We start from the raw sequence: 23934 nt of genomic DNA, 5'->3' as shown, positions 1-23934 counted from the left end.
GTCCAGCTCCTCGAGCTCGTCCTCACCCAGCCCCCGGCCGGCGCCAGGCAGCGCGACCGTCTCCTCGCGCACTGGCTCGCGAGTGCGGCCGGGGCCGGCCGACGGCTGCCGCACGCACTCCTGCCCTCCGTGCTCGACCTCGCCACCTCGGACCGCGCCCTGCGCGCGCCGACCGTGGCCGTCCTCGACGCGCGCGGCACGTGGCTGGCGGCCCAGCGGGCCGACTGGAGCTGGGTGGCGGAGGTCCGGAGAGGCGTCGGCGGAGCCACCGATGCTTCGACCCCGGCCGCCGACGACTGGGCCCGTCTGCCTTCGGCCGAGCGGGTCGGCGCTCTCACCCGGGCCCGCCTGCACGACACCGACGCCGGGCGCGCCCTGCTCGAGAGCACGTGGGGCGCCGACTCGGCGAAGGACCGCCGCGCCCACCTCGAGACGCTCCGCATCGGGCTCGGGCCTGCCGACGAGCCCCTTCTCGAGCGCGCCCTCGACGACCGAGCGGCATCGGTCCGAGAGGTCGCCCTCGACCTGCTCGACGGCCTGCCGGGGTCGGCACGGGCCCAGCGCCTCGCCGCGCGCCTGCGACCGCTCGTCAGGGCGACGGGCCTGCTCAAGCGCGGCCTCGAGGTCGCCCTCCCCGACGAGCCCGACGAGCCGGACCATGCCGCCGTCCGCGACGGCCTCGGCGACCCGCCGAAGGGCCGTTCGCGCCGTGGCTGGTGGCTCGAGCGACTCGCCGCAGGCGCGCCGCTCGACGTCTGGACGACCGTCTCCGGCGCCGACCCGGCCACGACGCTGGCGCGGCTGTCCGACGACGACGCGCTCAACGGCATACGTCGTGCCGCGCGGATCCGTCGCGACAGCACTTGGGCGGCGGCGTTCCTCCAGAGGGGCTGGGACCCCGACCTCGTCGAGGCGCTGCCGCGGGTGCAGCGGGAGGACGCCGTGCTCGCCCACCTGACCGCGACGCCGACGAGCGGAATCCGGGCGTTGGGTCTCGTCGCGACCCCGTGGAGCCTCGCCTTCAGCGTCGGGGTGCTCGCGCGCCTCCGATCGGTGAAGCCCGCCGCGCCCGTCGTCGGGGGAGCCCTGCCCGACCTCGTCGACGGACTCCACCCCGATTCCGTGGGTGCGGTCGAGCAGTGGCTCGACGACGCTCGCGACGACCCCGCCCTGAGCACCCACCTGCGCCACCTGATCCAGTTCCACTCCGTCCACCGAGCGATCACCGAGGCCTTCACATGACCGACACCACCGCACCCACGGCCGTCCTCCGCGCGCACGCCGAGGAGGCGTATGCCGCTGAGCTCGCCGCGCTCGCGGCCGCGGACGAGCGCCCCCGCCCGCCCCGGTGGAGGCTCTCGCCCTGGGCGGTGACGACCTACCTCCTCGGCGGCACGCTCGACGACGGCACGGAGATCACGCCCAAGTACCTCGGGTCGCGGCGGCTCATGGAGGTCGCCGTCGCCTCGCTCGCGACCGACCGTGCCCTGCTGCTCCTCGGCATCCCCGGCACGGCGAAGACGTGGGTGAGCGAGCACCTCGCGGCAGCGATCAGCGGCTCCTCGACCCTCGTCGTCCAGGGCACGGCCGGGACACCGGAGGAGGCCATGCGCTACGGCTGGAACTACGCCCGGCTGCTCTCCGAGGGCCCGAGCCGGGCGGCCCTCGTGCCGAGCCCCGTCATGCGCGCGATGGAGCTCGGCTCGCTCGTGCGCATCGAGGAGCTGACCCGCATCCCGGCCGACGTCCAGGACTCGCTCATCACGATCCTCTCAGAGAAGCACCTGCCGATCCCCGAGCTCGACGACGAGGTCCAGGCCCTGCAGGGCTTCAACGTCATCGCGACGGCCAACAACCGCGACAAGGGGGTCAACGACCTCTCGTCGGCGCTCAAGCGACGCTTCAACACCCTCGTGCTGCCGCTGCCCGACACGCTCGCGCAGGAGGTCGAGATCGTCCGGACACGCGTCGCCGCCCTCGGGCGCAGCCTCGAGCTGCCCGCCGACCTCGCCTCGCTGGCGCAGATCGAGCGGGTCGTCACCGTGTTCCGCGAGCTGCGCTCGGGCGTCACGGCCGACCAGCGCACGACGATCAAGTCGCCGTCGGCCACCCTGTCGACGGCGGAGGCGATCTCCGTCATGACCAACGGGGTCGCCCTCGCGGCTCACTTCGGCGACGGTGTCGTCCGGGCCGACGACGTCGCCGCCGGTCTCGTCGGCGCTGTCGTCAAGGACCCGGTCCAGGACCGCATCGTGTGGCAGGAGTACCTCGAGACGGTCGTCAAGGACCGCGCAGAGTGGACCGACCTCTACCGCGCCTGTCGCGAGCTCGGCTGAGCCGTGGCTGCCACACGTGCTCCTGACGGTCGCGGCGCCGGGTCGATGCTCGCCCGTGCCCGGGTCGAGGTGCTGGGGATCCGTCATCACGGACCGGGCTCGGCCCGCTCGACGCTCGCCGCGCTCGAGGAGCTCCAGCCCGACCTCCTCCTCATCGAGGGTCCGCCCGAGCTCGACGCCCTCGTGTCGTATGCCGCCGACCCGGGCCTCGTGCCGCCCGTCGCCGCGCTCGTCTACGCCGTCGACGCGCCGCACCGGGCGCTCTTCTACCCGTTCGCCCTCTTCTCGCCCGAGTGGGTGGCGCTGCGGTGGGCGATCGAGCACGGCGTCGAGGTCCGGTTCGCCGACCTCCCGGCGACGCACCTGCTCGCGGAGGCTGACACCGAACGTGTGACGGCCTCCGCCGGTGGGGAGTCGCGCGATGGGGCGTCGCGCGATGGGGAGCCGGACGCCGAGAGCGGACCGAGGCCGGCGGGGATCACCCTGGAGCGGCGCCCCGACCCGATCGAGGTGCTCGCGCGGGCGGCGGGCTACGACGACCCCGAGCGGTGGTGGGAGGACGCGGTCGAGCACCGGCGGTCCTCGACGCTCGAGGACTTCGCCCAGCTCAGGGCCGCGATGGCCGACGTGCGGGCCGCCGCTCGCGATGCCCGGAGGGACGCCGTGGACGAACGGGTGGGTGAGTCGGCTGACGCGGCTGGAGCAGGGGAGGACGGCGACCTCGAGAACGCCCGGCGGGAGGCCTCGATGCGCGCCGCGATCCGTGCCGCGGTGCGGCAGGGGCGCGAGCGCATCGCGTTCGTCTGCGGCGCCTACCATGCGCCCGCGCTCGAGCCGGCGTCGTTCCCGTCGGCCGGCCACGACGCGGCGCTGCTCCGCGGTCTGCCGAAGGCGAAGGTCGCCGCGACGTGGGCGCCCTGGACCGCCGGGCGGCTCGCGCAGCGGAGCGGCTACGGCGCCGGGGTGCGCTCGCCCGGGTGGTACCAGCACCTGTTCGTCACCCCCGACGACGAGGTCGTGCCGGCGTGGTTCGTCCGGGTCGCGCGGACGCTGCGCGAGGAGGGCCTCGACGCGTCGACGGCCTCCGTCGTCGAGGCGACCCGGCTGGCCGAGGTGCTCGCCGGGGTGCGCGGCCGCCCCTCGGTCGGGCTCGCCGAGCTGACGGATGCCGCGCGGGCCGTTCTCGCCGACGGCTCCGACCTGCCCCTCCAGCTCATCGACCGCTCGCTCGTCATCGGTGAGGAGCTCGGCCAGGTCCCCGAGTCCGTGCCGATGGTCCCGCTCGCGTCCGACCTTGCCCGCCAGCAGAAGGGCCTCCGCCTGAGGCCGAGCCCGACCTCGACGGTGGTCTCGCTCGACCTCCGTCGCGAGTCGCAGCTCGCGCGGTCGGTCCTGCTGCACCGGCTTGACCTCCTCGAGATCCCCTGGGGGACCCCTGTGGACGCGGGCCGGACCATGGGCACCTTCAAGGAGGCGTGGGCGCTCGAATGGACACCAGAGCTCGCCGTCTCGGTCATCGAGGCGAGTCTGCACGGCACGACGGTCGAGAGCGCGGCCGTCGCGCGCGTCGCGGAGGCAGCCGATGAGGCGACCGACCTCGCCTCGCTCGGATCCCTCATCGAACAGTGTCTCCTCGCCGACCTCGCGGGCGGCCTGCGGGCGGTGGTCGCCACCCTGGCGCACCGATCGGCGCGCCAGCACGACACCCTGGCCCTGCTCGGCGCCATCGAGCCGCTCGCCCGGACCTGCCGCTACGGCGACGTCCGCGGCGTCGACGTCAGCGGCGTCGCCCACGTCCTGCAGACGGTTGTCGTCCGGGCCGCCGTGGGGCTGCGCGCGGCCGCGAGCGGTCTCGACGACGACGGCTCCGCCCGCCTTCGGACCGCGATCGAGGCGGCCCACCGCGGCGTCGCGCTCCTCGACGACGACAGCCTCCGGACTCCCTGGAACGCGGCGCTCGCCGCGGTCGCGGCCGACGAGGCGCTGCACGGGGCCGTGCCGGGCCTGGCCAACCGGCTCCTGCTCGACGCCGGTGAGCTCGACGCGGACGAAGCCGCCCGGCGGCTCTCCCGACAGCTCTCGTCCGCCGCCGGTGGTCCGGCCGCCGCGGCCTGGCTCGACGGCTTCCTTGCCGGGGAGGCACTGCTGCTGCTCCACACCGACGAGCTCCTCGCCATCATCGACGACTGGCTCGTCGGCATCACCGAGACGAGCTTCGAGGACGTCCTGCCCCTCGTGCGCCGGACCTTCGCCCGCTACGCGCCGGCCGAGAGACGGCTCATCGGTCAGCGACTGCGGGAGGGCGGCATACTGAACCGGGCGCCCGGGGCGCTGTCTCGCATCGATGTGGAGCGCGCCGCTCCGGCCGTCGCGACGGTCGCCCGGCTGCTCGGACTGGGGGCGACCGCATGAGCGACACGACCCCGGCGGAAGGGTTCGCGGAGGCGAGGAGCCCACGGGGGGACGGGAATCGGGACCGGCTGACCCGATGGCGCCTCGTCCTGGGCGGCGAGCAGGCCGACGGGATCGGCGCGCTCGCGTCCTTGGATGCCGACGACGCGAAGCGCGATGCGGCCCTCCAGCAGCTCTATGACGCCGAGCGGCGCGGCGGCCTCGGTGCCTCGGCCCCGAGGGTCGCCCGCTGGCTGGGCGACATCCGCGGATACTTCCCGTCCTCGGTCGTGCAGGTCATGCAGGCCGACGCGATGGACCGGCTCGGCCTGACCCAGCTGCTCCTCGAGCCCGAGCTCATGCGGGCCGTCCAGCCGGACATCAACCTCGTGTCGACCCTCGTCGGGCTCGGCCGGGTCATTCCCGAACGATCCCGGGCCACCGCCCGCGAGGTCGTCCGCGTCGTCACCGACCAGCTCGAGGAGCGGCTCCGCTCGGAGACCGTCCAGGCCGTGACGGGAGCGCTCGACCGGTCGGCGAGGTCGCGGCGGCCGCGACAGTCCGACATCGACTGGAACCGCACCATCGCCGCCAACCTCAAGCACTACCAGCCCGACCACGCGACCGTCATCCCCGAACGGCTCGTCGGCTACGCCCGGCGCACCCAGCGGGTCGAGCGGCGCATCATCCTCTGCATCGACCAGTCCGGGTCGATGGCCGAGTCGATCGTCTACTCGAGCGTCTTCGGGGCCGTGCTCGCCTCGCTCCGTTCGGTGAGCACGCGGCTCGTCGCCTTCGACACCTCGGTCGTCGACCTCACCGACGACCTCGACGACCCCGTCGACGTCCTCTTCGGGGTCCAGCTCGGAGGCGGCACCGACATCAACCAGGCCCTCGCCTACTGCCAAGGCCTCATCGAGCAGCCGAACGACACGATCCTCGTGCTCATCAGCGACCTCTACGAGGGCGGCATCGCCGACGAGATGGTGCGCCGGGCCTCGTCGATCGTGGCCTCGGGGGCGACGATGATCGCGCTCCTCGCCCTGAGCGACTCGGGCCGGCCCAGCTTCGACGCCGGCCACGCTGCGGCGCTCGCGGGCGTCGGCGTGCCCGCGTTCGCGTGCACCCCTGACCAGTTCCCCGGCCTCATGGCCACGGCCATCGAACGGCGCGACGTCACCGCCTGGGCCGCCGCCAACGACATCGTGACGACCCACGAGACCGAGCCGGACGGCTGAGGGACGTCCGACACCTCGACCCCCCCGCCACGCTCGACACCCCAGGAGGAGAACGTGAACGCCTACCCGATCCTCATGCACACGGCCGTCGACGCCACCGACGTCCGAGGCCTCGCCGAGTTCTACCGCGAGCTCCTCGGGCTCCGGTACCGCCCCGGTGACGAGCCCCCGGCGGACGGAACCGTGGACGACGAGGACTGGCTCGTCCTCGTCGACGACGACGGGCACCGCGTGCTCGCCTTCCAGCAGGTCCCCACGCTGGCTCGACCGACGTGGCCCGCGCACGACGTGCCCAAGCAGATGCACATGGACTTCCGTGTGCCGTCGACCGACGAGCTGCGACGCCACCGCGAGCGCGCGGAGGAGCTCGGAGCCACGATGTTGCTGGACCGCACCGCGGAGGAGGGGGAGCCGCTCTACGTCCTCGCCGACCCGGCCGGTCACCCGTTCTGCCTCCTCGTCGCCGCGGGATAGCGCAGGCGTCGACGGGTCTGGCGCGCCCCCGGCAGCCGGGCGAACGGCATGAACCAGGTCCACTGAGGAAGACGCGCCCTCGACGTCCGGCGTGGGCGCGTCTTGCATGTCCCAGCGTTCTCCGGCATCTTGCGGTGTGCACCCCGAGCTCAGAAGGAGCGATGACCGGTCACGCAGGGACCCCGAAGACGACCATTCGTGACTCCCTGCGCGCCCAGCCGCACCTCCTCGGCCACGTCGGCTCCCTCGTCGTGGTCGGCGTCGGCTACTACCTGGGTGCGCGCCTCGGCCTCGGCCTGTCGCTCGTCCGCGACAACGTCACGCCGCTCTGGCCACCGACCGGCATCGCGGTGGCCGCCTTCCTCGTCCTCGGTCGCTCGATGTGGCCTGCGGTCGCGGTGGCCGCTTTCGCCGTGAACCTCCCCATCAGCGCCAGCCCCCTCGCGGCCGCCGTGACGGCGGTGGGCAACACCGCGGCGCCACTCGTCGCGGTCACGCTGCTCAACCGGGTGGGGTTCCGGCGCCAGCTCGACCGCCAGCGGGACGCGTTGTCCATCGTCTTCCTCGGCGCACTGGCCAGCATGCTCGTCAGCGCCACGATCGGGTCCGCGACCCTCGCGCTCACCGGGAGGATCCCCGCCGGGCAGCTGCCGGCCGCGTTCGCCGTCTGGTGGACCGGCGACGCCATGGGGGTCCTCGTCGTGGCGCCCTTCCTGCTCAGCATCCCGCTCTTCTGGGAGCAGCCGCGCTGGTCGGCCCGGCACTGGGTCGAGGCCGGTGCGCTGCTCGTCCTCACCGCGGTTGCGATCACGTGGGCGATCCGGACGGACCTGCACCTGCTGTTCCTCACGCTCCCCATCGTGGGCTGGGCCTCCTGGCGCCTCCAGCTGCGTGGGGCCGCGCCCGCCGCGCTCATCGCCTCGCTCGTGGCGACGTGGGGGGCCGCCCAGGAGCTCGGGCCGTTCGCAGGCCGAAGCCTCCTGGAGCAGATGTTCACCCTCTGGTCCTTCAACGCCTGTGTCGCCCTCACGTCCTTCTTCCTCGCAGCCCTCGTGAGCGAGCGGATGCAGGCCGCCGACGCCCTGGCCGCGTCGGCCGCCGAGCTCGAGGAGCGGGTGCGCCTGCGTACGGCCGAGCTGTCCGAGGCCAACGCGCGGCTCCTCCGAGAGATCCGTGAACGGTCCGAGGCCCAGGAGCAGCTGAGCCACGAGGAGGCGCGGGCCCAGCGCGAGCACCAGATCGCCGAGACCCTGCAACGCAGCCTCCTCCCCGAGCGGATGCCGCTCATCCCCGGCGTCGACCTGGCCGCGCGCTACGTCCCGGCCACGGCTGACGTCCAGGTCGGCGGCGACTGGTACGACGTCGTGCAGCTGCCTGGTGGGCTCATCGGCCTCGCGATCGGCGACGTTGCGGGCCATGGCCTCCAGGCGGCCGCCACGATGGCCCAGGTGCGCATGGCGCTCCGTGCGTACGCGATGCAGGACCCGGCACCCTCGTCCGTCATGCGTGGGGTCCACCGGCTCGTCGCGCAGCTGCCGGGGACCGAGATGGTCACCCTGATGTACCTCCTTTTCGACCCGGTGACGCGGCAGCTCCGGTTCGCGAACGCGGGGCACCCTCCCGCCCTCGTGTTCGGCCACGGCGGGGGCGCCTACCTCCGGGACGGTCTGGCCCCGCCGATCGGCGTCACGGCCGACGCCACGTTCGCCGAGGCCAGCCACGCCCTGCGTCCGGGCTCGACGCTCCTGCTCTACACGGACGGCCTCGTCGAACGTCGAGGCGTGTCCATCGCGGACGGGCTCGAGCGACTCAGTGCGGCCGCGGTCGCCAGGGCGGGTGACGACCTCGAGGGCCTGTGCGACGGTCTCCTGTCCGCGTTCCTCGAGGAGAGCCACGTCGCCGACGACGTCGCCCTCCTCGCCATGCGACCGTCCTCCGTCGTGGGCGGCCCGTTCAGCCTGAGCCTGCCCGCGGAGGCGCGGATGCTCGTCCAGGTGCGCGAGACGATGCGTCGCTGGCTGCGCGAGTCCGGGGTCCCCTCGAAGGACGCCGACGAGATCCTGATCGCATGCGGCGAGGCGTGCGCCAACGTCGTCCGGCACGCCTACGGCGCCCACCCCGGTGACATGGGGGTCGAGGCCCGCCTGGTCGACGGATCGGTCGAAGTCCTCGTTCGCGACGACGGCGCCTGGCGCCCGGCCGCCGACCGCGGCGGGGGCTGGGGCCTGCAACTGATGAGCGCCCTGATGGACTCGGTGGACGTCGAGCACCGAGAGGGCGGGACCGACGTCCGCATGCGTCGGCGAGTTGCCGTCGGAGACCGCGCATGAGCGACCTGGCCCGCATCGAGGCGAGCGATCACGGCGCGGCCCGGCTCGTGCGGGTCAGCGGGGAGATCGACCTCTCCAACGCCCGAGAGGTGATGGAGGCCATCGCCGGCGCCGTGCCCGACGAGGTGGCGGTGGTCTTCCTCGACCTCAGCGACACGACCTACCTCGACAGCACCGGCATCGCGATGATCTTCCGGCTGGCCGAACGACTGGGGCACCGGCGCCAGGACCTGCGCCTTGTGGTCCCCACAGACGGACCCGTCCGGGCCGTCCTCGACCTGACGAACGTCCAGCTCGTCGCGCCCATCGAGGAGACGGTCCCGGACACTCCTGACCAAGCCTGACCCGCTGTCTTCGCCGCCCCGGCCCGCGGCTCGCCGGCTGGAGTCACGCACCCCGCCCAGCGGCATACGCCATCGGTATGCCGCTCACCTCGCTAAGCATCCAGCCACCCTCAGCTTCTCCGCCGGGGCGGACGTGGTGCGGTGTTGCGGGTGGGGAACCGCTGATCTTCTCCGCCGGGGCGGACGTGGTGCGGTGTTGCGGGTGGGGAACCGCTGATCTTCTCCGCCGGGGCGGACGTGGTGGAGTGTTCTGGGTGCGGAACCGCTGATCTTCTCCGCCCGGGCGGAGACAGCGCGGGTGGGTCACGCACCCGGCCCGGCGGCATACGGACCGAAATCTCCCGGGATGCCTACTCGCGGGTCGCATGGCAGGAGTGGAAGGCTGCCCTCGTGGCGTGACGTGCGTCATGCGCCCCACCGGGCGCGATGGAAGGAGAGCTGCTTGATGATCTCGCGGATCGCGATCGTCAACCGTGGTGAGGCTGCCATGCGCCTCATCCACGCCGTGCGTGACCTCAATGCCTCGACGGGGCCCGGGGGCCACAAGATCGAGACGATCGCCCTGCACACCGAGGGCGAGCGGCGGGCGATGTTCGTGCGCGAGAGCGACCACGCCTACGACCTGGGTCCCGCGTCGGCACGCCCCTACCTCGACCATGCGGTCCTCGAGCGGGCCCTGCTCGAGTCCGGCGCCGACGCCGCCTGGGTGGGCTGGGGCTTCGTCGCCGAGGACCCGACCTTCGCCGAGCTCTGCGCCCGCATCGGTGTGACGTTCATCGGCCCGAGCCCCGAGGCCATGCGCAAGCTGGGCGACAAGATCGGCTCCAAGCTCATCGCCGAGGAGGTCGGCGTGCCCGTCGCGCCGTGGTCGCGTGGCGGCGTCGACACGCTCGAGGACGCCAAGGCGGCCGCCGCCTCGATCGGCTACCCGCTCATGCTCAAGGCCACCGCGGGTGGCGGCGGGCGCGGCATCCGGCGCGTCGACTCCGACGCCGACCTCACCGACGCCTATGTGCGGACCCGCGACGAGGCCGAGCGCGCGTTCGGCTCGGGCGTCGTCTTCCTCGAGCGGCTCGTCACCGGCGCTCGCCACATCGAGGTCCAGGTGATCGCCGACGGCCAGGGGTCCGCGTGGGCCATCGGCGTGCGCGACTGCTCCGTGCAGCGCCGCAACCAGAAGGTCATCGAGGAGTCCGCGTCGCCCGTCCTGAGTCCCGAGCAGGCCGCCGAGGTCCGCGCGAGCGCCGAGCGCCTCGCCGTCGCCGTGGGGTATGCCGGCGCCGGCACCGTCGAGTTCCTCTACCACCCGGGTGAGAAGTTCTTCGCCTTCCTCGAGGTCAACACCCGCCTTCAGGTCGAGCACCCGATCACCGAGGTCGTCACCGACACCGACCTCGTCAAGCTCCAGATCCACGTCGCCAACGGAGGGCGCCTCTCGGACCTTCCCGAGGGCCGGCCCACCGAGCGCGGCCACGCCGTCGAGGCCCGCCTCAACGCCGAGGACCCCGACCGTGACTTCGCTCCCTCGCCGGGCCGCATCTCGCTGCTCACCTTCCCGGCCGGACCCGGCGTCCGCGTCGACACCGGTGTGGGCGAGGGCGACTCGATCCCGGCCGACTTCGACTCGATGATCGCCAAGATCATCGCCCACGGGCGCGACCGCGACGAGGCGCTGGCCCGGCTCCGGCGCGCCCTGGCCGAGACGACCGTCGTCATCGACGGTGGCTCGACCAACAAGAGCTTCATCCTCGACCTGCTCGACCAGCCCGAGGTCATCGACGGATCGGCGGACACCGGCTGGATCGACCGGGTGCGCGCCGAGGGTCGCCTCGTGTCGCACCGCCACTCGGGTGTCGCGCTCGTCGCGGCCGGCATCGAGGCCTACGAGGACGCCGAGGCGATCGAGCGGGCGCGCCTGCTCGAGTCGGCCCGCGGCGGACGCCCGCAGGTCCAGCACGCGGTCGGCCGGGCGATCGACCTCAAGCTACGGGGGACGGCCTACAAGGTCACGGTCCTGCGCACCGCCTCCCACCGGTACCGCGTGGCCATCGCCAACGGCGGGGGCGACCACGTCGTCGACGCCTCGCTCGACCGCATCGACGACTACGCCGGGCGGATCACGATCGAGGGCCGGACCCACCGGCTCGTCACGGCGACGCACGGGCCGGTCCAGCTCGTCGAGGTCGACGGCGTGATGCACCGCGTCACCCGAGACGAGGGCGGGGTCGTCCGCTCGCCCGCACCCGCGCTCGTCGTGGCCACCCCGCTCGAGGTCGGCGCCGAGGTCGCAGCAGGGGCACCAGTCCTCGTCCTCGAGTCGATGAAGATGGAGACCGTGCTCCCGGCGCCGTTCGCGGCCCGGGTCCGCGAGCTCATGGTCACGGTCGGCAGCCAGGTCGAGACCGGCGCGCCGCTCGTGCGTCTCGAGCCGACCGACGACGCGGCCGAGGCCGCGGAGACGCCGTCGGGCGAGACCGTCGACCTCGACCTGCCCGACGCGGGCACCACCCTCACCACGGCCCGCCAGCGCGTCGAGCGCAGCATCGAGGACCTGTCCGCGAGCGTCCTCGGCTTCGACGGCGACGGCGACGGGCACCGGCGCATGCTGGCCGACTACCTCGCGGCGCGCGACGACCTCGCTGCCGAGGGGACGATCCCGCTCGCCCAGGAGATCGCCATCCTCGAGCTGGTCACCGACGTCGCCGAGCTGAGCCGCAACCGGCCGGCGGCCGAGGAGCGGCACACCGAGCTGCTCGTCCACAGCCCGAGGGAGCACTTCCACAGCTACCTCCAGAGCCTCGACCCCGACCGGGCCGCGCTGCCCGACGACTTCCGCGACAAGCTGGCCCGCGTGCTGCGCCACTACGGCGTGACCGACTTCGAGCGGACGCCCGACCTTGAGGAGGCCGTGTTCCGGATCTTCCTCGCCCAGCAGCGCTCGGCGCCCGAGGCCCAGATCGCGGCCTCGATCCTCCAGCGCTGGCTGGCCGAGCCCATCCCGGAGGCGCCGCTCGACGCGGCAGCCCGCGAGACCCTCGACCGGCTCGTCGTTGCCACGCAGCTGCGGTTCCCGGTCGTCGGCGACCTCGCCCGGAGCGCCCGCTTCCGCTGGTTCGACCAGCCGCTCGTCGACCGCGACCGCGAGAGCGTGCTCGCCGGGGTCCGTGACAAGCTCGCCGCGCTGGCGGCCACGCCCGACGCACCCGACCGGGCGGCCCGCGTCGACGAGCTCGCCGCGATCCCGGAGCAGATCGTCCGGTTCCTCGCCGAGCGCCTTCACGAGCCCGCCGAAGGGCTGCCTGAGCACGAGCCGATGCTCGAGGTCCTCATCAAGCGCCACTACCGCGAGCACGAGCTCCACGGCCTGCACACGTTCACGGCCGCGGAGCGCCCCTTTGCGGTCGCCGACTACACCCTCGACGACCGCCAGACCCACCTCACCTCGACGATCGGCTCGGTGGACGAGCTCGCCCCGGGCAGCGCCCTCGACGGGGCCGTGTCGACCGATGTCTGGGCGCGCGCGGCGGGGCACCAGTCCGTCGTCGACCTCTACCTGCGCTGGCCGGAGGAGCCGGCCTCGGCAGACGAGGCAAGCGTCGAGCTGGCCTCGCGGCTCCAGCAGCTGCCGTTCGCGCACGACGTCCGCCGCGTGGCGGTCGCCGTCAGCGCGAGCGGAGGACGACCGGTGGGCTACTTCACGTTCCGTCCGGTCGACGGTGAGCTCGTCGAGGACCGGCTCGTCCGCGGCGTCCACCCGATGGTGGGCCGGCGGCTCAACCTCTGGCGCCTCACGGCCTTCGACGTGACGCGCCTCGAGGCCCCCGAGGATGTCCTGCTCTATGAGTGCGTGGCCAAGGACAACCCCGACGACCGCCGACTCGTCGCCCTCGCCCAGGTCCGTCAGGTCGTCGTCGTGCGCGACGAGTCGGGCAAGGTATCGGGGCTGCCCCACGTCGAGCAGGCCATCGCCAACTGCCTCGAGGCGGTGCGCCGAGTCCGGGCGAGCCGTGGCTCACAGGGCTCCAAGCTCGACATGAACCACGTCTGGGTCCAGATCTGGCCGCCCATCGAGGCCGACCTCGGGCAGCTGACCGCGCTGCGGCGCAAGATCGCCCCGCTCACCGCCGGCGCGGGCATCGAGGAGGTCCTCGTCCAGGGCCGTGTCGCCGGGGCCCCGGGCGAGGCCCCGGATCCCATCGCGGGTCGGTTCTACTACCAGCCGGGCTCGGGCGTCGTCGTCTCGGTCGGCGAGCCGCCCACCGAGCCGCTCAAGCCGCTCGACGACTACGCGTCGAAGGTCGTGCGCGCTCGCCGCCGCGGGCTCGTCTACCCCTACGAGCTGCAGTCGATGATCGCCGGCCAGGGCGGCACGGTGGTCGAGCACGACCTCGACGACACGGGCGGGCTCGTCCCGGTCGACCGTCCGCAGGGCCTCAACAAGGCCGGCATCATCGTCGCCGTGGTCACCTCACCGACGGTCCGCCACCCGGAGGGCGTCACCCGCGTCGTGCTCAGCGGCGACCCGTTGCGCTCGCTGGGGTCGGTCGCCGAGGCCGAGTGCGCACGGGTCATCGCGGCCATCGACCTCGCCGAGCGCATGCAGGTCCCGCTCGAGTGGTACTCCCTCTCGGCCGGCGCACGCATCTCGATGGACTCCGGCACCGAGAACATGGACTGGGTCGCACGCGCCCTCAAGCGGATCATCGAGTTCACCCAGGCGGGCGGCGAGATCAACATCGTCGTCGCGGGGATCAACGTCGGGGCCCAGCCCTACTGGAACGCCGAGGCGACGATGCTCATGCACACCAAGGGCATCCTCGTCATGACGCCCGACAGCGCCATGGTCCTCACCGGCAAGCAGTCGCTCGACTTCTCCGGTGGGGTCTCCGCGGAGGACAACTTCGGCATCGGTGGCTACGACCGCGTCATGGGCCCGAACGGCCAGGCGCAGTACTGGGCCAAGGACCTCGCGGGTGCCCGCAAGATCCTCATGGCCCACTACGACCACGCCTACGTCGCGCCGGGCGAGACCGGTCCGCGCCGGGTCACGACGACCGACCCGTCCGACCGTGACGTCACCTCCTACCCGCACACGCTGCCTGACTCGGGCTTCACGACGGTCGGTGACATCTTCTCGTCCGAGACCAACCCGGACCGCAAGAAGCCGTTCGACATCCGCACCCTGATGCGGGCCGTCTCCGACCAGGACCACGAGCCGCTCGAGCGTTGGGCAGGGATGGCCGACGCGGAGACGGCGGTCGTCCAGGACGCTCACCTCGGTGGCGTGCCGGTGTGCCTCATCGGCATCGAGTCCAAGTCCGTGCCGCGGCGCGGCTTCCCGCCCACCGACGGACCCGACACGTACACCGCGGGAACGCTCTTCCCCCGGTCGAGCAAGAAGGTCGCGCGGGCCATCAACGCGGCGAGCGGCAACCGCCCGGTCGTCGTGCTCGCCAACCTGTCGGGCTTCGACGGCTCGCCGGAGTCGATGCGCAACCTGCAGCTCGAGTACGGCGCGGAGATCGGCCGGGCCATCGTCAACTTCGACGGTCCGATCGTCTTCACGGTCGTCTCGCGCTACCACGGCGGCGCGTTCGTGGTCTTCTCCAAGGTCCTCAACCCGAGGATGACCGTGCTCGCGGTCGAGGGGTCCTTCGCCTCCGTGCTCGGTGGCGCGCCGGCGGCCGCGGTGGTCTTCTCGCGTGACGTCGACGCCCGCACGGCGGCCGACAGCCGCGTCGCCGAGCTCGAGGCGCGGGTCGCCGCGGCGTCGGGGGTCGAGCGGGCGCGCCTCGCGACCGAGCTCGCCGAGCTGCGGGGGAGCGTCCGGGCGGAGAAGCTGAGCCAGGTCGCGTCGGAGTTCGACACCGTGCACAGCATCCACCGGGCCGTCTCCGTGGGCTCCGTCGACGCGGTCATCGGGGCTCACGAGCTGCGCCCGCGGATCATCGAGGCGGTCCTCGCCGGGCTCGAGTCGGGCGAGCAGGACTGACACGACGCCGTATGCCGCCGAGCTGGCTCGGCGGCATACGGCGTGGTCGTGCGGTGGTTCCTTACGAGCGGTCGCGAGCGACCGCTCTGGACCGGAGGGTCAGGAGCGACCCGTCGGGTGCGTGGCGGACGGCGTCGGGACGGACGCCGGCTTGCCGGTCGGCGTGCTGGTCGGCTTGCCCGTCGGGACGGTCTCGGGCTTGCCGGTCGGGGTGGACGTCGGCTTGCCGGTGGGGTGGTCGGCCGACTTGCCCGGGGCGGGGACGTTGGCGCAGAAGGCCGCGATCTTGTCGGCTCCGCCGGCTGCGGCGGTGAGGTTCTTCATGGCGACCGACTCCATGGCCTTGCCGCTGTCGGCAACGCCCTTCCAGGCGGTGCACAGTCCGTAGGCGGGGTGGCCGGTGGCGTTGGGTCCGACCGGCGTCGCGGTGGCGTGCTCAGTGCCCGGGGCCGGCGTGCCCGTGGGGTCCGTGACGGGGTGTGTCGCCGAGGGGGCTGCGGTCGCGTGGGCGTCGGGGGTCGTCGTCGCGTTGGCCGAGACGTAGGCGGCAGCGGCGACACCGCCGACGCTGACCGTCGCTGCGGCGATGGCGGCACCGAGCTTGGCGCCGGTGAGAGCTGAGAGCATGGATGGTCTCCGTCGAGAGGGTGGGGCGGGGGAGGTGACATGAGCCGCCCGGAAGGCCGTGAGAGCCGCCCCGAGACCGAGGAGCTCGCGCTCCGTCGGTTCCGCGGTCAGCCCGCGAAGCAAGGGGGCGAGGGCGGGATCGTTCGCGATGTCACCCGCCGTGTCGTCCCCGGGTGCGCCGATGCTGCGTGCGTCACGGCCGGGACGCACGCTGTCGGCTGGGTCGGGCCACAGGTTGCTCATGTCACCTTCGAAGCGGCTCGGAGTCGCCGGGCGTTACACCGGCGTCGGACAGCATCGTCGCGAGGGTCTGGAGCCCACGGTGGGCGGCGACCCGGACCGCCCCGGGGGTGCGTCCGAGGAGCTTCGCGACCTCGGCCACAGGCAGGTCCGCGACGACCCGCAGGAGGACGACCTCAGCCTGCATCGCGGGCAGCCGGCGCACCAGGGCGACCGCGTCCTGGGTCGACATCGCGTCGGCGGCGATCTCGGCACAGTCGGGCACCTCGTCGGACATCCACGTGCTGGCCTTCCAACCGAGTCGGTGCTCACGGGTGCGCTTCCGCGCTGCGTCGATGGCCCGACGTCGTGCGGTCGTGAACACCCATCCGCGCCACCCGGCTTCGTCGCCGCGGAACCGGCCCAGGCCCGCCACGACGGTTGCCCAGGTCTCGGCGGCGATCTCCTCCGCGTTGTCGCCGCCGAGGGAGAGATAGCGCAGGAGCGAGGGGTTGAGGTCGCGCCAGAGCCGGGCGAAGGCGGCTTCGTCACCGCGTTGCGCGTCGGCGAGCACCGCCTCGAAGTCCTCGCCGATCACCGAGCCATTGTGGGGGTTGAGAGCACTCAGCGGGAGGTTTCGAGCCGGACAATCGCGACACCCTCCACGGGGTCCAGCGGCATACGTCGAGGTGACGTATGCCGCTGGGCCCGGTCAGGTGCGCCGTCTCCGGTACCGAGTCGCCTCCTCGAGGGCCACCGCGTGCAGGAGGTTTCAGGCGTCGCCGCCCGAGCTTGCAGGGACCCCGGCCACGCCGGCAGGGACTGCGACGCGGAGGGAGGTGAGGCCGGCGAGGTCGAGCCAGACGGCGTCGGGGGTGCGAACGATGCGCACCAGCACGTCGTCGCAGCCGGGGCACCGGCCGACGAGGCCGGGGTCGGGCCCGTAGACGCGCAGGGTCGCGATGACGCTCGTCGTCCCACAGCCTCGGCACCGACCCTGCGCGGTGGTGATGTCGACCGCGAAGACCTCTGACAGCGGACCGGCCATCACGTTGCCGTCGAACGCCGCGTCTGCTGCGCTCTCGTTGTTCATCCGAAGGACCTCCTCAGGGACCGCTCGGCCCGAATCGCTCTGTCCTGATGCGCTCGGGCGGGTGCCCGAGCGCGACGAGGTGCGCGGCGGCGCTCTCGACGAAACCGGTCGGACCGCAGACGTAGCAGGTCGGCGCGTCGTCGACGCTCCAGCCGTGTCCGGTGAGGTCCTCGGGTCGGAGGCGTCCGACGCCTCGCCGGTCGCCCTCGGGGGCGCTGCGGGTGAAGACCAGGCCGACCTCGACACCGTCGTTCTCGGCCGCCCGGCGCGCCAGCTCCTCGCGGTAGAGCAGGTCCTCGGGCGAGCGTGCGGAGTAGACGAGGCGGAAGGGGGATGCGCTGCCGGCCGGCCGCGCGCGGAGCATGGACATGAGCGGGACGACGCCGCTGCCGCCGGCCACGAGCAGGACCGGCCCCGGCTGCCCGGGGCGCCAGACGAACCAGCCGCCGAGGGGCCCGCGCACCTCGACGGTGTCGCCGCGCCGCAGGTCGTCGCAGAGGAACGTCGACACCTCGCCGTCGGGGACCCGCTGGACGGTCAGCTCGAGCGCGTCCCCGTCGGTCGGGGCAGCGACCGAGTAGCTGCGAGTGGCGCGGTAGCCGTCCTCGGAGGTCAGCCGGACGTCGACGTGCTGGCCCGGCACGTGGCCCGGCCAGTCGGGGACGTCGAGGACGAGGGTGACCGCCTGTGCGGTCTCCGGTCGGCGGTCGGCGAGCGTCGCGCTGCGCCACGCTCGCCGGGCACTCAGTCCCCCTGGTATCGCTGTTCGCGCCATGGGTCGCCGTAGTCGTGGTAGCCGAGCTGCTCCCAGAAGCCGGGGGCGTCGTCGAGCATGAGCTCGATCTCGCGCACCCACTTGGCCGACTTCCAGAGGTAGAGGTGCGGCACGAGGAGCCGGGCCGGGCCGCCGTGCTCGGGAGCGAGCTCGTCCCCGTCGTACTCGTAGGCGATCCAGGCCCGCCCGTCGAGCAGGTCCTCGAGCGGGAGGTTCGTCGTGTAGCCGCCATGGCTGTGGACCATCGCGAAGTCGGCGGCCGTGTCGACGTCTGCGAGGACGGTGTCGAGCGAGACACCCCGCCAGTCGGTGTCGAGCTTGGACCAGCTCGTCACGCAGTGGATGTCGACGGTGACGTCCTCGCTCGGCAGGGCCATGAGCTCGGCCCACGTCCAGCCGTGCCGCGTGCCGTCCTCGGTGGCGACGATGAGCTCCCAGTCGTCCCGCGGGACGAGCGGGGTCGGGCCGGCCGAGAGGACCGGGAAGTCGGGCGTGAGGTGCTGGCCGGGGGGCAGCCGGGCGTCCGAGTCGCGCCTCCTGCCGTGGAAGCCACGCGTGACGGTCATGTGCACCTCCCGTGGAGAGTCCCGGCCCCCAGCATGCCGGATCCCGGTCCCGCTGACGAGGGGATGCGCCGCTGCCCGGGTCAGCGCGGCTCCGCAGACTCGTGGAGGAGATCGGCGATGGCACGCGCGGCCGCCGCGTCGACGGCACGGACCATCTCGCGGTGGGCCGTGGTGTCGCCGCCGAGGTGGTGGACGAGCCGGGCGAGGGCGGCGCGGAAGTGAGGCCGGCACGCCTCGAGGCGCTCGCGGCCCGACGCGGTGAGCTCGACGCGGTAGGACCGGCCGTCGCGTGGGTCGGGCACCCGCTCGGTGTCGCCGCGGCGCTGGAGGGCCGCGAGGTGGCCCGTCATCGTCGAGCGGCTCACGCCGAGCCGGTCACAGAGCTGGGTCGGGGTGAGTGGGCCCGCCCCGAGCTGGCTGTAGACGGCATACTCGGCCGGCCGGACTCCCGTGGGGCCGAGCGCGGCGTCGAGGAGGGCGCCCATGCGCTGGTCGAGGACGAAGAGGTCGAGGACGAGGTTGCCGTCGGGGGCACCCACCTGCCGGGCGCCGGTCTCGTCGCTCACGCGCCCATTGTGTCGCCTCGGCGGGGCGGTGGGGTGACGATCCGGTCACGATGCTACGAGTCCGAATCATCTGGTTCGGACTCGTACTATCTTGGGTGTCCCGACCACTGGAGGTGCCCCATGAGCCGTCGTCCGTTCCGTCATGTCCTCTCGTATGCCGCTGCGTCCCTCGCGCTGTCCGTCGCCGTCGGCGCCCTCCCGGCCGCACCCGCCGCCGGTGCCGCGGAGGTGACCGCCACGGCGAACGGCCATGCGTTGCCCGCCGAGTACGTCGTCTCGACCGAGCCGGGCGTGCACCCGGAGGGGATCGCCATCCACCACGACGGGACGATGTACGTCTCGTCCGACTCGACGGGCCGGCTCTACCGCGGCGACGTCAGGACGTCGACCCTGGCACCCTTCGCCGCGGCGGGGACGACGGAGCGCGGGACGAGCCTCGGGGTGCACACCGACGACGTCGGGCGCGTCTGGTCGGTCGGCGGGTCGCAGCTGCTCGTGCACGACCGCGACGGTGGACTCGTGGCGGCGCGGACGGCGGCCGGGGGGCCGCTCGCGCCGTCCCGGCTCAACGACCTGGTGCTCACCCCGACCGCGGTCTACGTCACCGACTGGGCCAACCCTGTCGTCTACCGAGCCTCGGTCGAGGGCGACGCGATCGGCGAGCTCGAGCCGTGGCTCGACATCCGTCCTGCCCTGTCGTGGTTCCCCGCGCAGTACTGGCTGCTCAACGGCATCGTCGCCGACCCCGCAGGCCGGGTGCTCCTCGTCGCCTCGAACGGCACCGAGGCCGTCTGGCGCGTCGACACGCTGACGCGCCACGTGGAGATGGTCGATCTCGGTGGTCAGTCGTTCGGCGCGGACGGAATGCAGGTGCGGGGCGACACCCTGTATGCCGTCCTCAACTACGGCGCCCCGAGCGGGGTCTACATCGCCCGGCTCGACCGGGGCTGGAGGTCGGGCGCGGTCGAGCACGTGGTGCTCGCGGACGGCCACGGAAAGGCGTTCGCGCTGCCGACGACGCTCGCGGTCTTCCAGTGCCGGGTGTACGTCGTCAACAGCCAGCTCGACGACCCGGTCGGGGTGCCACCCTTCACGGTGTCGACGGTCGAGGACCCGACCTGCGGATCCGGAGGGGACGAGCCGGGGCAGGCAGTATCAGGGGCCACCGGGTAGGTCCGGCGACTCGGGGGAGCCGTTGGCGCCCAGGTCGCCCGCGGTCGCGTCGACGGGACCGAGAACCGTGCGGAGCTCCCGGCGCGCGGCATCGACGGCCGCCCGGCTGGCCTGGAAGTCCTCTCGTGTCGCCTCGGGGCCGGCGGCCAGGTCGCCGCTGACCGCGGCGACGAGGCGCGCGAGGCTGTCGCCGACCTGGGTCACCGAAGCTCGCCGGGCCTCGTCGGGCGCCTCGGCGGCGAGGGTGTGGAGAGACTCGTCGATGGCGAGCAGCCGCGGCTGGGCCGCCTCCCAGACGCCGGCCGCCTCCGCGGTCGTGGGTGGGGCCAGGACCTGCGTGACGAGCGAGTCCTCGACCCAGGAGGCTTCGCTCCGGGCGCGGGCGAAGCGCCGTTCCCAGGCCTCGACGACCTGCTGTGCGGCGCGTCGCCGGAGGATCAGCCAGACGGCCAGGCCGATGGCCACGAGGGCGGCAAGCACCCACGGCCACCACGTCGTGCCGCCCTCCCCGCTGGCCTCGGGCTCCGTCGGGACGGCGGTCGCGGTGGTCGAGGTGGTCGAGGACTCTGGGGTGGTCGTCGTCGCGCTCGGTGTCTCGGTCACGGTCTGGGTGAGGGTCGCCGTGGCCGTCGCGGTCACCGTCTGGGTCTGCGTCTGGGTCTGCGTCCGGGTCTGCGTCTGGGTCTGGGTCTTGGTCTCGGGCGGCGGGGTCGTGACGGCGCTAGTCGTGGTCTCAGCGGGGGTCGTGGCCGGCGGGAGTGCCGTCGCCGTCGGGGCGGTCGCGGTGGGAGCCGTGACCGTCGGCAGGGTGACCGAGGGGAGCGTGACCGTCGGCGAGGTGATGGTCGGTCGTGCCGTCGGCAGGGTGACCGAGCCTCCTCCACCGCAGGCAGCGAGCACGACGAGGCCGACGACGGCGGTGAGGGACAGGGCGGCGCGTCTCATGGGCCCGGTCTATCGGCTGCAGGGCACTGCGGTCCTCACCCCGGGTAGGTGATCCTTCATCCGGGCGCCCCCGCCTCCGGCGTCATCCGGTGTTGCGCAGGCCGGCGGCGATGCCGTTCATCGTGAGGAGCAGGGCGCGCTGCAGCTCAGGGTCTCCCGACTGCCCCGAGCGGGTCCGGTGCAGCAGCGAGATCTGCAGCTCGTGCAGGGCATGGAGCCGGCCGTGGCGCACCGCGAAGGTGCGCTGGAGGACCGGCTCGTTGGAGAGCAGCGCGTCCTTGCCGGTGACCGCGAGCAGCTGCCGGACGGTCAGGTCGTGCTCGGCGGTGATGACGTCGAAGAACCGTCGCAGCTCCGGGTCGACGAGCTGATCGACGTAGCGTCGGCCGATGCCGAGGTCGGTCTTGCTCAGGGTCATCTCGACGTTCGACAGGAACGAGCGGAGGAAGCGCCACCGCCGCATCGCCTCGTCGAGCTGGTCGCCATAGCCGGCGGCGACGGCCGCGGCGAGCCCGGACCCGACGCCGAACCAGCCGGGGATGAGCTGGCGCGACTGCGTCCAGCCGAAGACCCAGGGGATGGCCCGCAGGTCCTCGAGACGGGCGCCTCCGCCCCGGCGCGCCGGTCGGGAGCCGATGTTGAGGTCGGCGAGCTCGTCCACCGGCGTGGACTGGCGGAAGTAGGCAGGGAACGCCTCGTCGCTGACGAGGCCCAGGTAGGCCTCGTGGGAGGTCTCCGCGATGACGTTCATGAGGTCGTCCCACCGGCGGCGCACGTCACTCGTGCCCTTCGCCTCGCGGCGCAGGGTCGCCGCCCGGAGCGTCGCGGCCAGCGAGAGCTCCATGTTGCGGTGGGCCAGCGCGGGGACGAGGTACTTGTCGGAGATGACCTCGCCCTGCTCCGTGATCTTGATGCAGCCGCTCACGGTCCCCGCGGGCTGCGCGACGATCGCCTCGTGGCTCGGCCCGCCGCCACGCCCGACGCTGCCGCCGCGGCCGTGGAACATCACGAGGTTGACGTCGTGGCGCCGGGCCACCTCCACGAGGTCGCGCTGCGCCCGGTGCAGCCCCCAGCGGGAGACGGTGATGCCGCCGAGCTTGGCCGAGTCGGAGTAGCCGAGCATGACCTCCTGGCGGTCGCCGCGTAGGCGGACCAGCTCGCGGTAGGGCTCGCAGCTCAGCAGGCGGTCGAGGAAGTCACCGGCGATGGCGAGCGACGACGGCGTCTCGAGCAGCGGCACGAACCCGATCCGAGCCACGCCCGCCTGAAGGTCGACGAGCCCTGCCTGGCGCGCCAGCACGGCCGCGGCGAGGACGTCGTCGACGTCCTCGCTCATCGACACGATGTACGACTCGATGACGCCGGGGTCGCGGTCGAGCGCCCGGCGAACCGTGTGGAAGGTCTCGAGGGTCCTCGCGGGGTCGCCGGTCAGCTGGGTCGTGGGCCCGAGCAGGGGCCGCGGCCCGGCGAGCTCGTCGGCGAGCAGCTCCGCACGCTCCGGGGAGGAGAGGGTGCCGTATGCCGGCTCCTGGCCGATGCGGTCGTAGAGCTGGCCGAGCGCCGCGTGGTGGTGTCCGGAGTGCTCGCGGATGTCGAGCACCGCGAGGTGGAAGCCGACGAGTGCGACCATCCGCATGAACCGCGCGAACGTCCCTCGGGCCGTCAGCTCGCCGTGGTTGGCCTCGAGGGAGCGGTGGATGACGTGGAGGTCGGCGAGCAGCTCGTCGACGCCGGCATACGACTGGGGGACCCGTCGGTCGTCGACGAGCCGAGCCCGCGTGGCCTCGAGGCGGTCGAGGATGCGCTGGACGGCGGCACGATAGGGCTCGGTCGGACCCGTCCCGATCAGCTCGAGGAGCTCGTCGCTGGCCGCGACGACTCGGGTCGAGGCGGACAGCTCGACGTGCAGGGACTCGAGCCGTTCGCGGAGCAGGCGCAGCGCCGCGTCCGTCTGGAGGCGGATCGCCTCCTCGGTCACGGATGCGGTGACGAGGGGGTTGCCGTCGCGGTCGCCGCCGACCCAGGTGCCGAGACGGACGGGGACCGCTGTCGGGGAGAGGTCGACCCCGAGGTCGCGCAGGCCGACCGCGAGCTCGTCGACGACCTCGGGCAGCACCCGATCGGCCAGCTCCTCGAGGTAGAACAGGGTCGAACGCGCCTCCTCGATCGGTCGCGGCCGGTCGGTGCGCAGCTCGTCGGTCTGCCACAGCCGCTCGAGCACCTCGGCCAGCCGTCGTTCGACGCGTTCGCGGTCGCCGGGCTGGGCGCGCGGGTCGGCCCGCTTCTCGAGCAGGTCGGCGATCTGGCGGATCTTGGTCAGGACGGAGCGTCGCGTCGCCTCGGTCGGGTGGGCGGTGAAGACCGGGCGGACCTCGATCTCCGCGATCGTGCGGACGAGGTCGTCCTTGTCGAGGTCTGCAGCCCGGATCGCCGCGAGCGTCTCGGCGAGCGAGGCTCCGCCGTGGACCGCGGACTCGTCGAGGCGGTGCACCTGCTCGGCGACGTTGACGAGGTGGAAGTAGACCGTGAACGCCCGCGCGAGCTTGGCCGTGCTCCGGGGGTCCACCGCCCCCAGCAGGCGGGTGATCCGTTCGTCGTCCGGAGACGCGACGGTGTGGGCCGCCGAGGCCCAGCGCTCGACGTCGCGCATCAGCGCAACGAGCGAGGCGTCGTCGTGGCGCTCGACGGTCTCGTAGAGCAGGCCCGTCAGCAGCTGGATGTCGGCATTGAGGACGGCGTCGGCGTCGTTCGAGGTCACGCGTCAACCCTACGGGCGAGGCACGGTGCACCTGGAGGCTTTGTCCAACCGCCGGGACCGACCATGGACACCGGAGAGCTCATGCCGCCGGTCAGCGGTATCGGCTG

General features: G+C 73.1%; 17 protein-coding genes. 9 read left to right on the top strand and 8 right to left on the bottom strand.

Annotated features, from left to right (window positions below):
* The 8 genes from N865_RS23020 to N865_RS08920 all read left to right on the top strand — a co-directional run.
* On the top strand, positions 1 to 1242 hold a 1242-nt coding region (locus N865_RS23020), incomplete at its 5' end, for a DUF5691 domain-containing protein (protein WP_051510384.1).
* Positions 1239 to 2336 (top strand): ATP-binding protein, encoded by a 1098-nt coding sequence (locus N865_RS08950; protein WP_034804344.1) that lies wholly within the window; start codon positions 1239 to 1241, stop codon positions 2334 to 2336. The genes N865_RS23020 and N865_RS08950, both read left to right, overlap by 4 nt.
* Before the next feature lie 3 nt (positions 2337 to 2339).
* The gene (locus tag N865_RS08945; RefSeq protein WP_245603714.1) at positions 2340 to 4748 is read left to right on the top strand and encodes a DUF5682 family protein; all 2409 of its coding nucleotides are present in this window, start codon (positions 2340 to 2342) and stop codon (positions 4746 to 4748) included.
* Positions 4745 to 5965 (top strand): VWA domain-containing protein, encoded by a 1221-nt coding sequence (locus N865_RS08940; protein ID WP_034804342.1) that lies wholly within the window; start codon positions 4745 to 4747, stop codon positions 5963 to 5965. Before N865_RS08945 ends, N865_RS08940 begins: the two co-directional genes overlap by 4 nt.
* A 54-nt stretch (positions 5966 to 6019) precedes the next feature.
* A complete protein-coding gene (locus N865_RS08935; protein ID WP_157557634.1) occupies positions 6020 to 6439 on the top strand; it encodes a VOC family protein in 420 nt (139 codons plus the stop codon).
* 161 nt (positions 6440 to 6600) lie between these two features.
* On the top strand, positions 6601 to 8769 hold the full coding sequence (locus N865_RS08930) for a SpoIIE family protein phosphatase (RefSeq protein ID WP_084328081.1): 2169 nt from the start codon (positions 6601 to 6603) through the stop codon (positions 8767 to 8769).
* A complete protein-coding gene (locus N865_RS08925; protein WP_034804340.1) occupies positions 8766 to 9113 on the top strand; it encodes an STAS domain-containing protein in 348 nt (115 codons plus the stop codon). Before N865_RS08930 ends, N865_RS08925 begins: the two co-directional genes overlap by 4 nt.
* 445 nt (positions 9114 to 9558) lie before the next feature.
* A complete protein-coding gene (locus N865_RS08920) occupies positions 9559 to 15105 on the top strand; it encodes an ATP-binding protein (protein ID WP_034804337.1) in 5547 nt (1848 codons plus the stop codon).
* Positions 15106 to 15204: 99 nt separating this feature from the next.
* Here N865_RS08920 and N865_RS08915 read toward each other — a convergent pair whose 3' ends face one another.
* The 6 genes from N865_RS08915 to N865_RS21710 all read right to left on the bottom strand — a co-directional run bounded on the left by N865_RS08915 (position 15205) and on the right by N865_RS21710 (position 18951).
* Entirely contained in the window at positions 15205 to 15732 is a 528-nt protein-coding gene (locus N865_RS08915; protein ID WP_157557633.1) for a hypothetical protein, read from the bottom strand.
* A gap of 244 nt (positions 15733 to 15976) precedes the next feature.
* Entirely contained in the window at positions 15977 to 16549 is a 573-nt protein-coding gene (locus N865_RS08910) for an RNA polymerase sigma factor (protein WP_034804331.1), read from the bottom strand.
* A 174-nt stretch (positions 16550 to 16723) separates the two neighbouring features.
* Positions 16724 to 17044: a DUF6510 family protein gene (locus tag N865_RS08905; protein ID WP_051510383.1), complete on the bottom strand. Its 321-nt coding sequence runs from the start codon at positions 17042 to 17044 to the stop codon at positions 16724 to 16726.
* Between the two features lie 13 nt (positions 17045 to 17057).
* Positions 17058 to 17819 carry a ferredoxin reductase gene (locus tag N865_RS08900; RefSeq protein ID WP_034804328.1) on the bottom strand — a complete coding sequence of 254 codons (762 nt, stop codon included), beginning with the start codon at positions 17817 to 17819 and terminating at the stop codon, positions 17058 to 17060.
* The gene (locus N865_RS08895; protein ID WP_034804325.1) at positions 17789 to 18385 is read right to left on the bottom strand and encodes a sulfite oxidase-like oxidoreductase; all 597 of its coding nucleotides are present in this window, start codon (positions 18383 to 18385) and stop codon (positions 17789 to 17791) included. Before N865_RS08895 ends, N865_RS08900 begins: the two co-directional genes overlap by 31 nt.
* Positions 18386 to 18465: 80 nt before the next feature.
* Positions 18466 to 18951, bottom strand: a complete 486-nt coding sequence (locus N865_RS21710) for a MarR family winged helix-turn-helix transcriptional regulator (RefSeq protein WP_051510382.1) — start codon at positions 18949 to 18951, stop codon at positions 18466 to 18468.
* A gap of 120 nt (positions 18952 to 19071) precedes the next feature.
* Between N865_RS21710 and N865_RS08885 the strand changes: the two genes are divergently transcribed.
* Positions 19072 to 20124, top strand: coding sequence for an SMP-30/gluconolactonase/LRE family protein (locus N865_RS08885; RefSeq protein WP_051510381.1), 1053 nt, complete (start codon positions 19072 to 19074; stop codon positions 20122 to 20124).
* On the opposite strand, the gene N865_RS08880 is transcribed toward N865_RS08885, so the two are convergent.
* Both N865_RS08880 and ppc read right to left on the bottom strand, forming a co-directional pair.
* Positions 20107 to 21069 (bottom strand): VHS/ENTH/ANTH domain-containing protein, encoded by a 963-nt coding sequence (locus N865_RS08880; RefSeq protein ID WP_034804322.1) that lies wholly within the window; start codon positions 21067 to 21069, stop codon positions 20107 to 20109. The genes N865_RS08885 and N865_RS08880 overlap by 18 nt on opposite strands.
* An 82-nt stretch (positions 21070 to 21151) precedes the next feature.
* The gene (gene ppc / locus N865_RS08875) at positions 21152 to 23827 is read right to left on the bottom strand and encodes a phosphoenolpyruvate carboxylase (protein ID WP_034804320.1); all 2676 of its coding nucleotides are present in this window, start codon (positions 23825 to 23827) and stop codon (positions 21152 to 21154) included.
* Positions 23828 to 23934 lie beyond the last annotated feature (107 nt).

It is taken from the genome of Intrasporangium oryzae NRRL B-24470 (assembly GCF_000576595.1).
GTDB lineage: Bacteria > Actinomycetota > Actinomycetes > Actinomycetales > Dermatophilaceae > Intrasporangium_C > Intrasporangium_C oryzae.
Note: the sequence above shows the minus strand (reverse complement) of the source record. Positions and strands in the feature narration are given on the sequence as shown.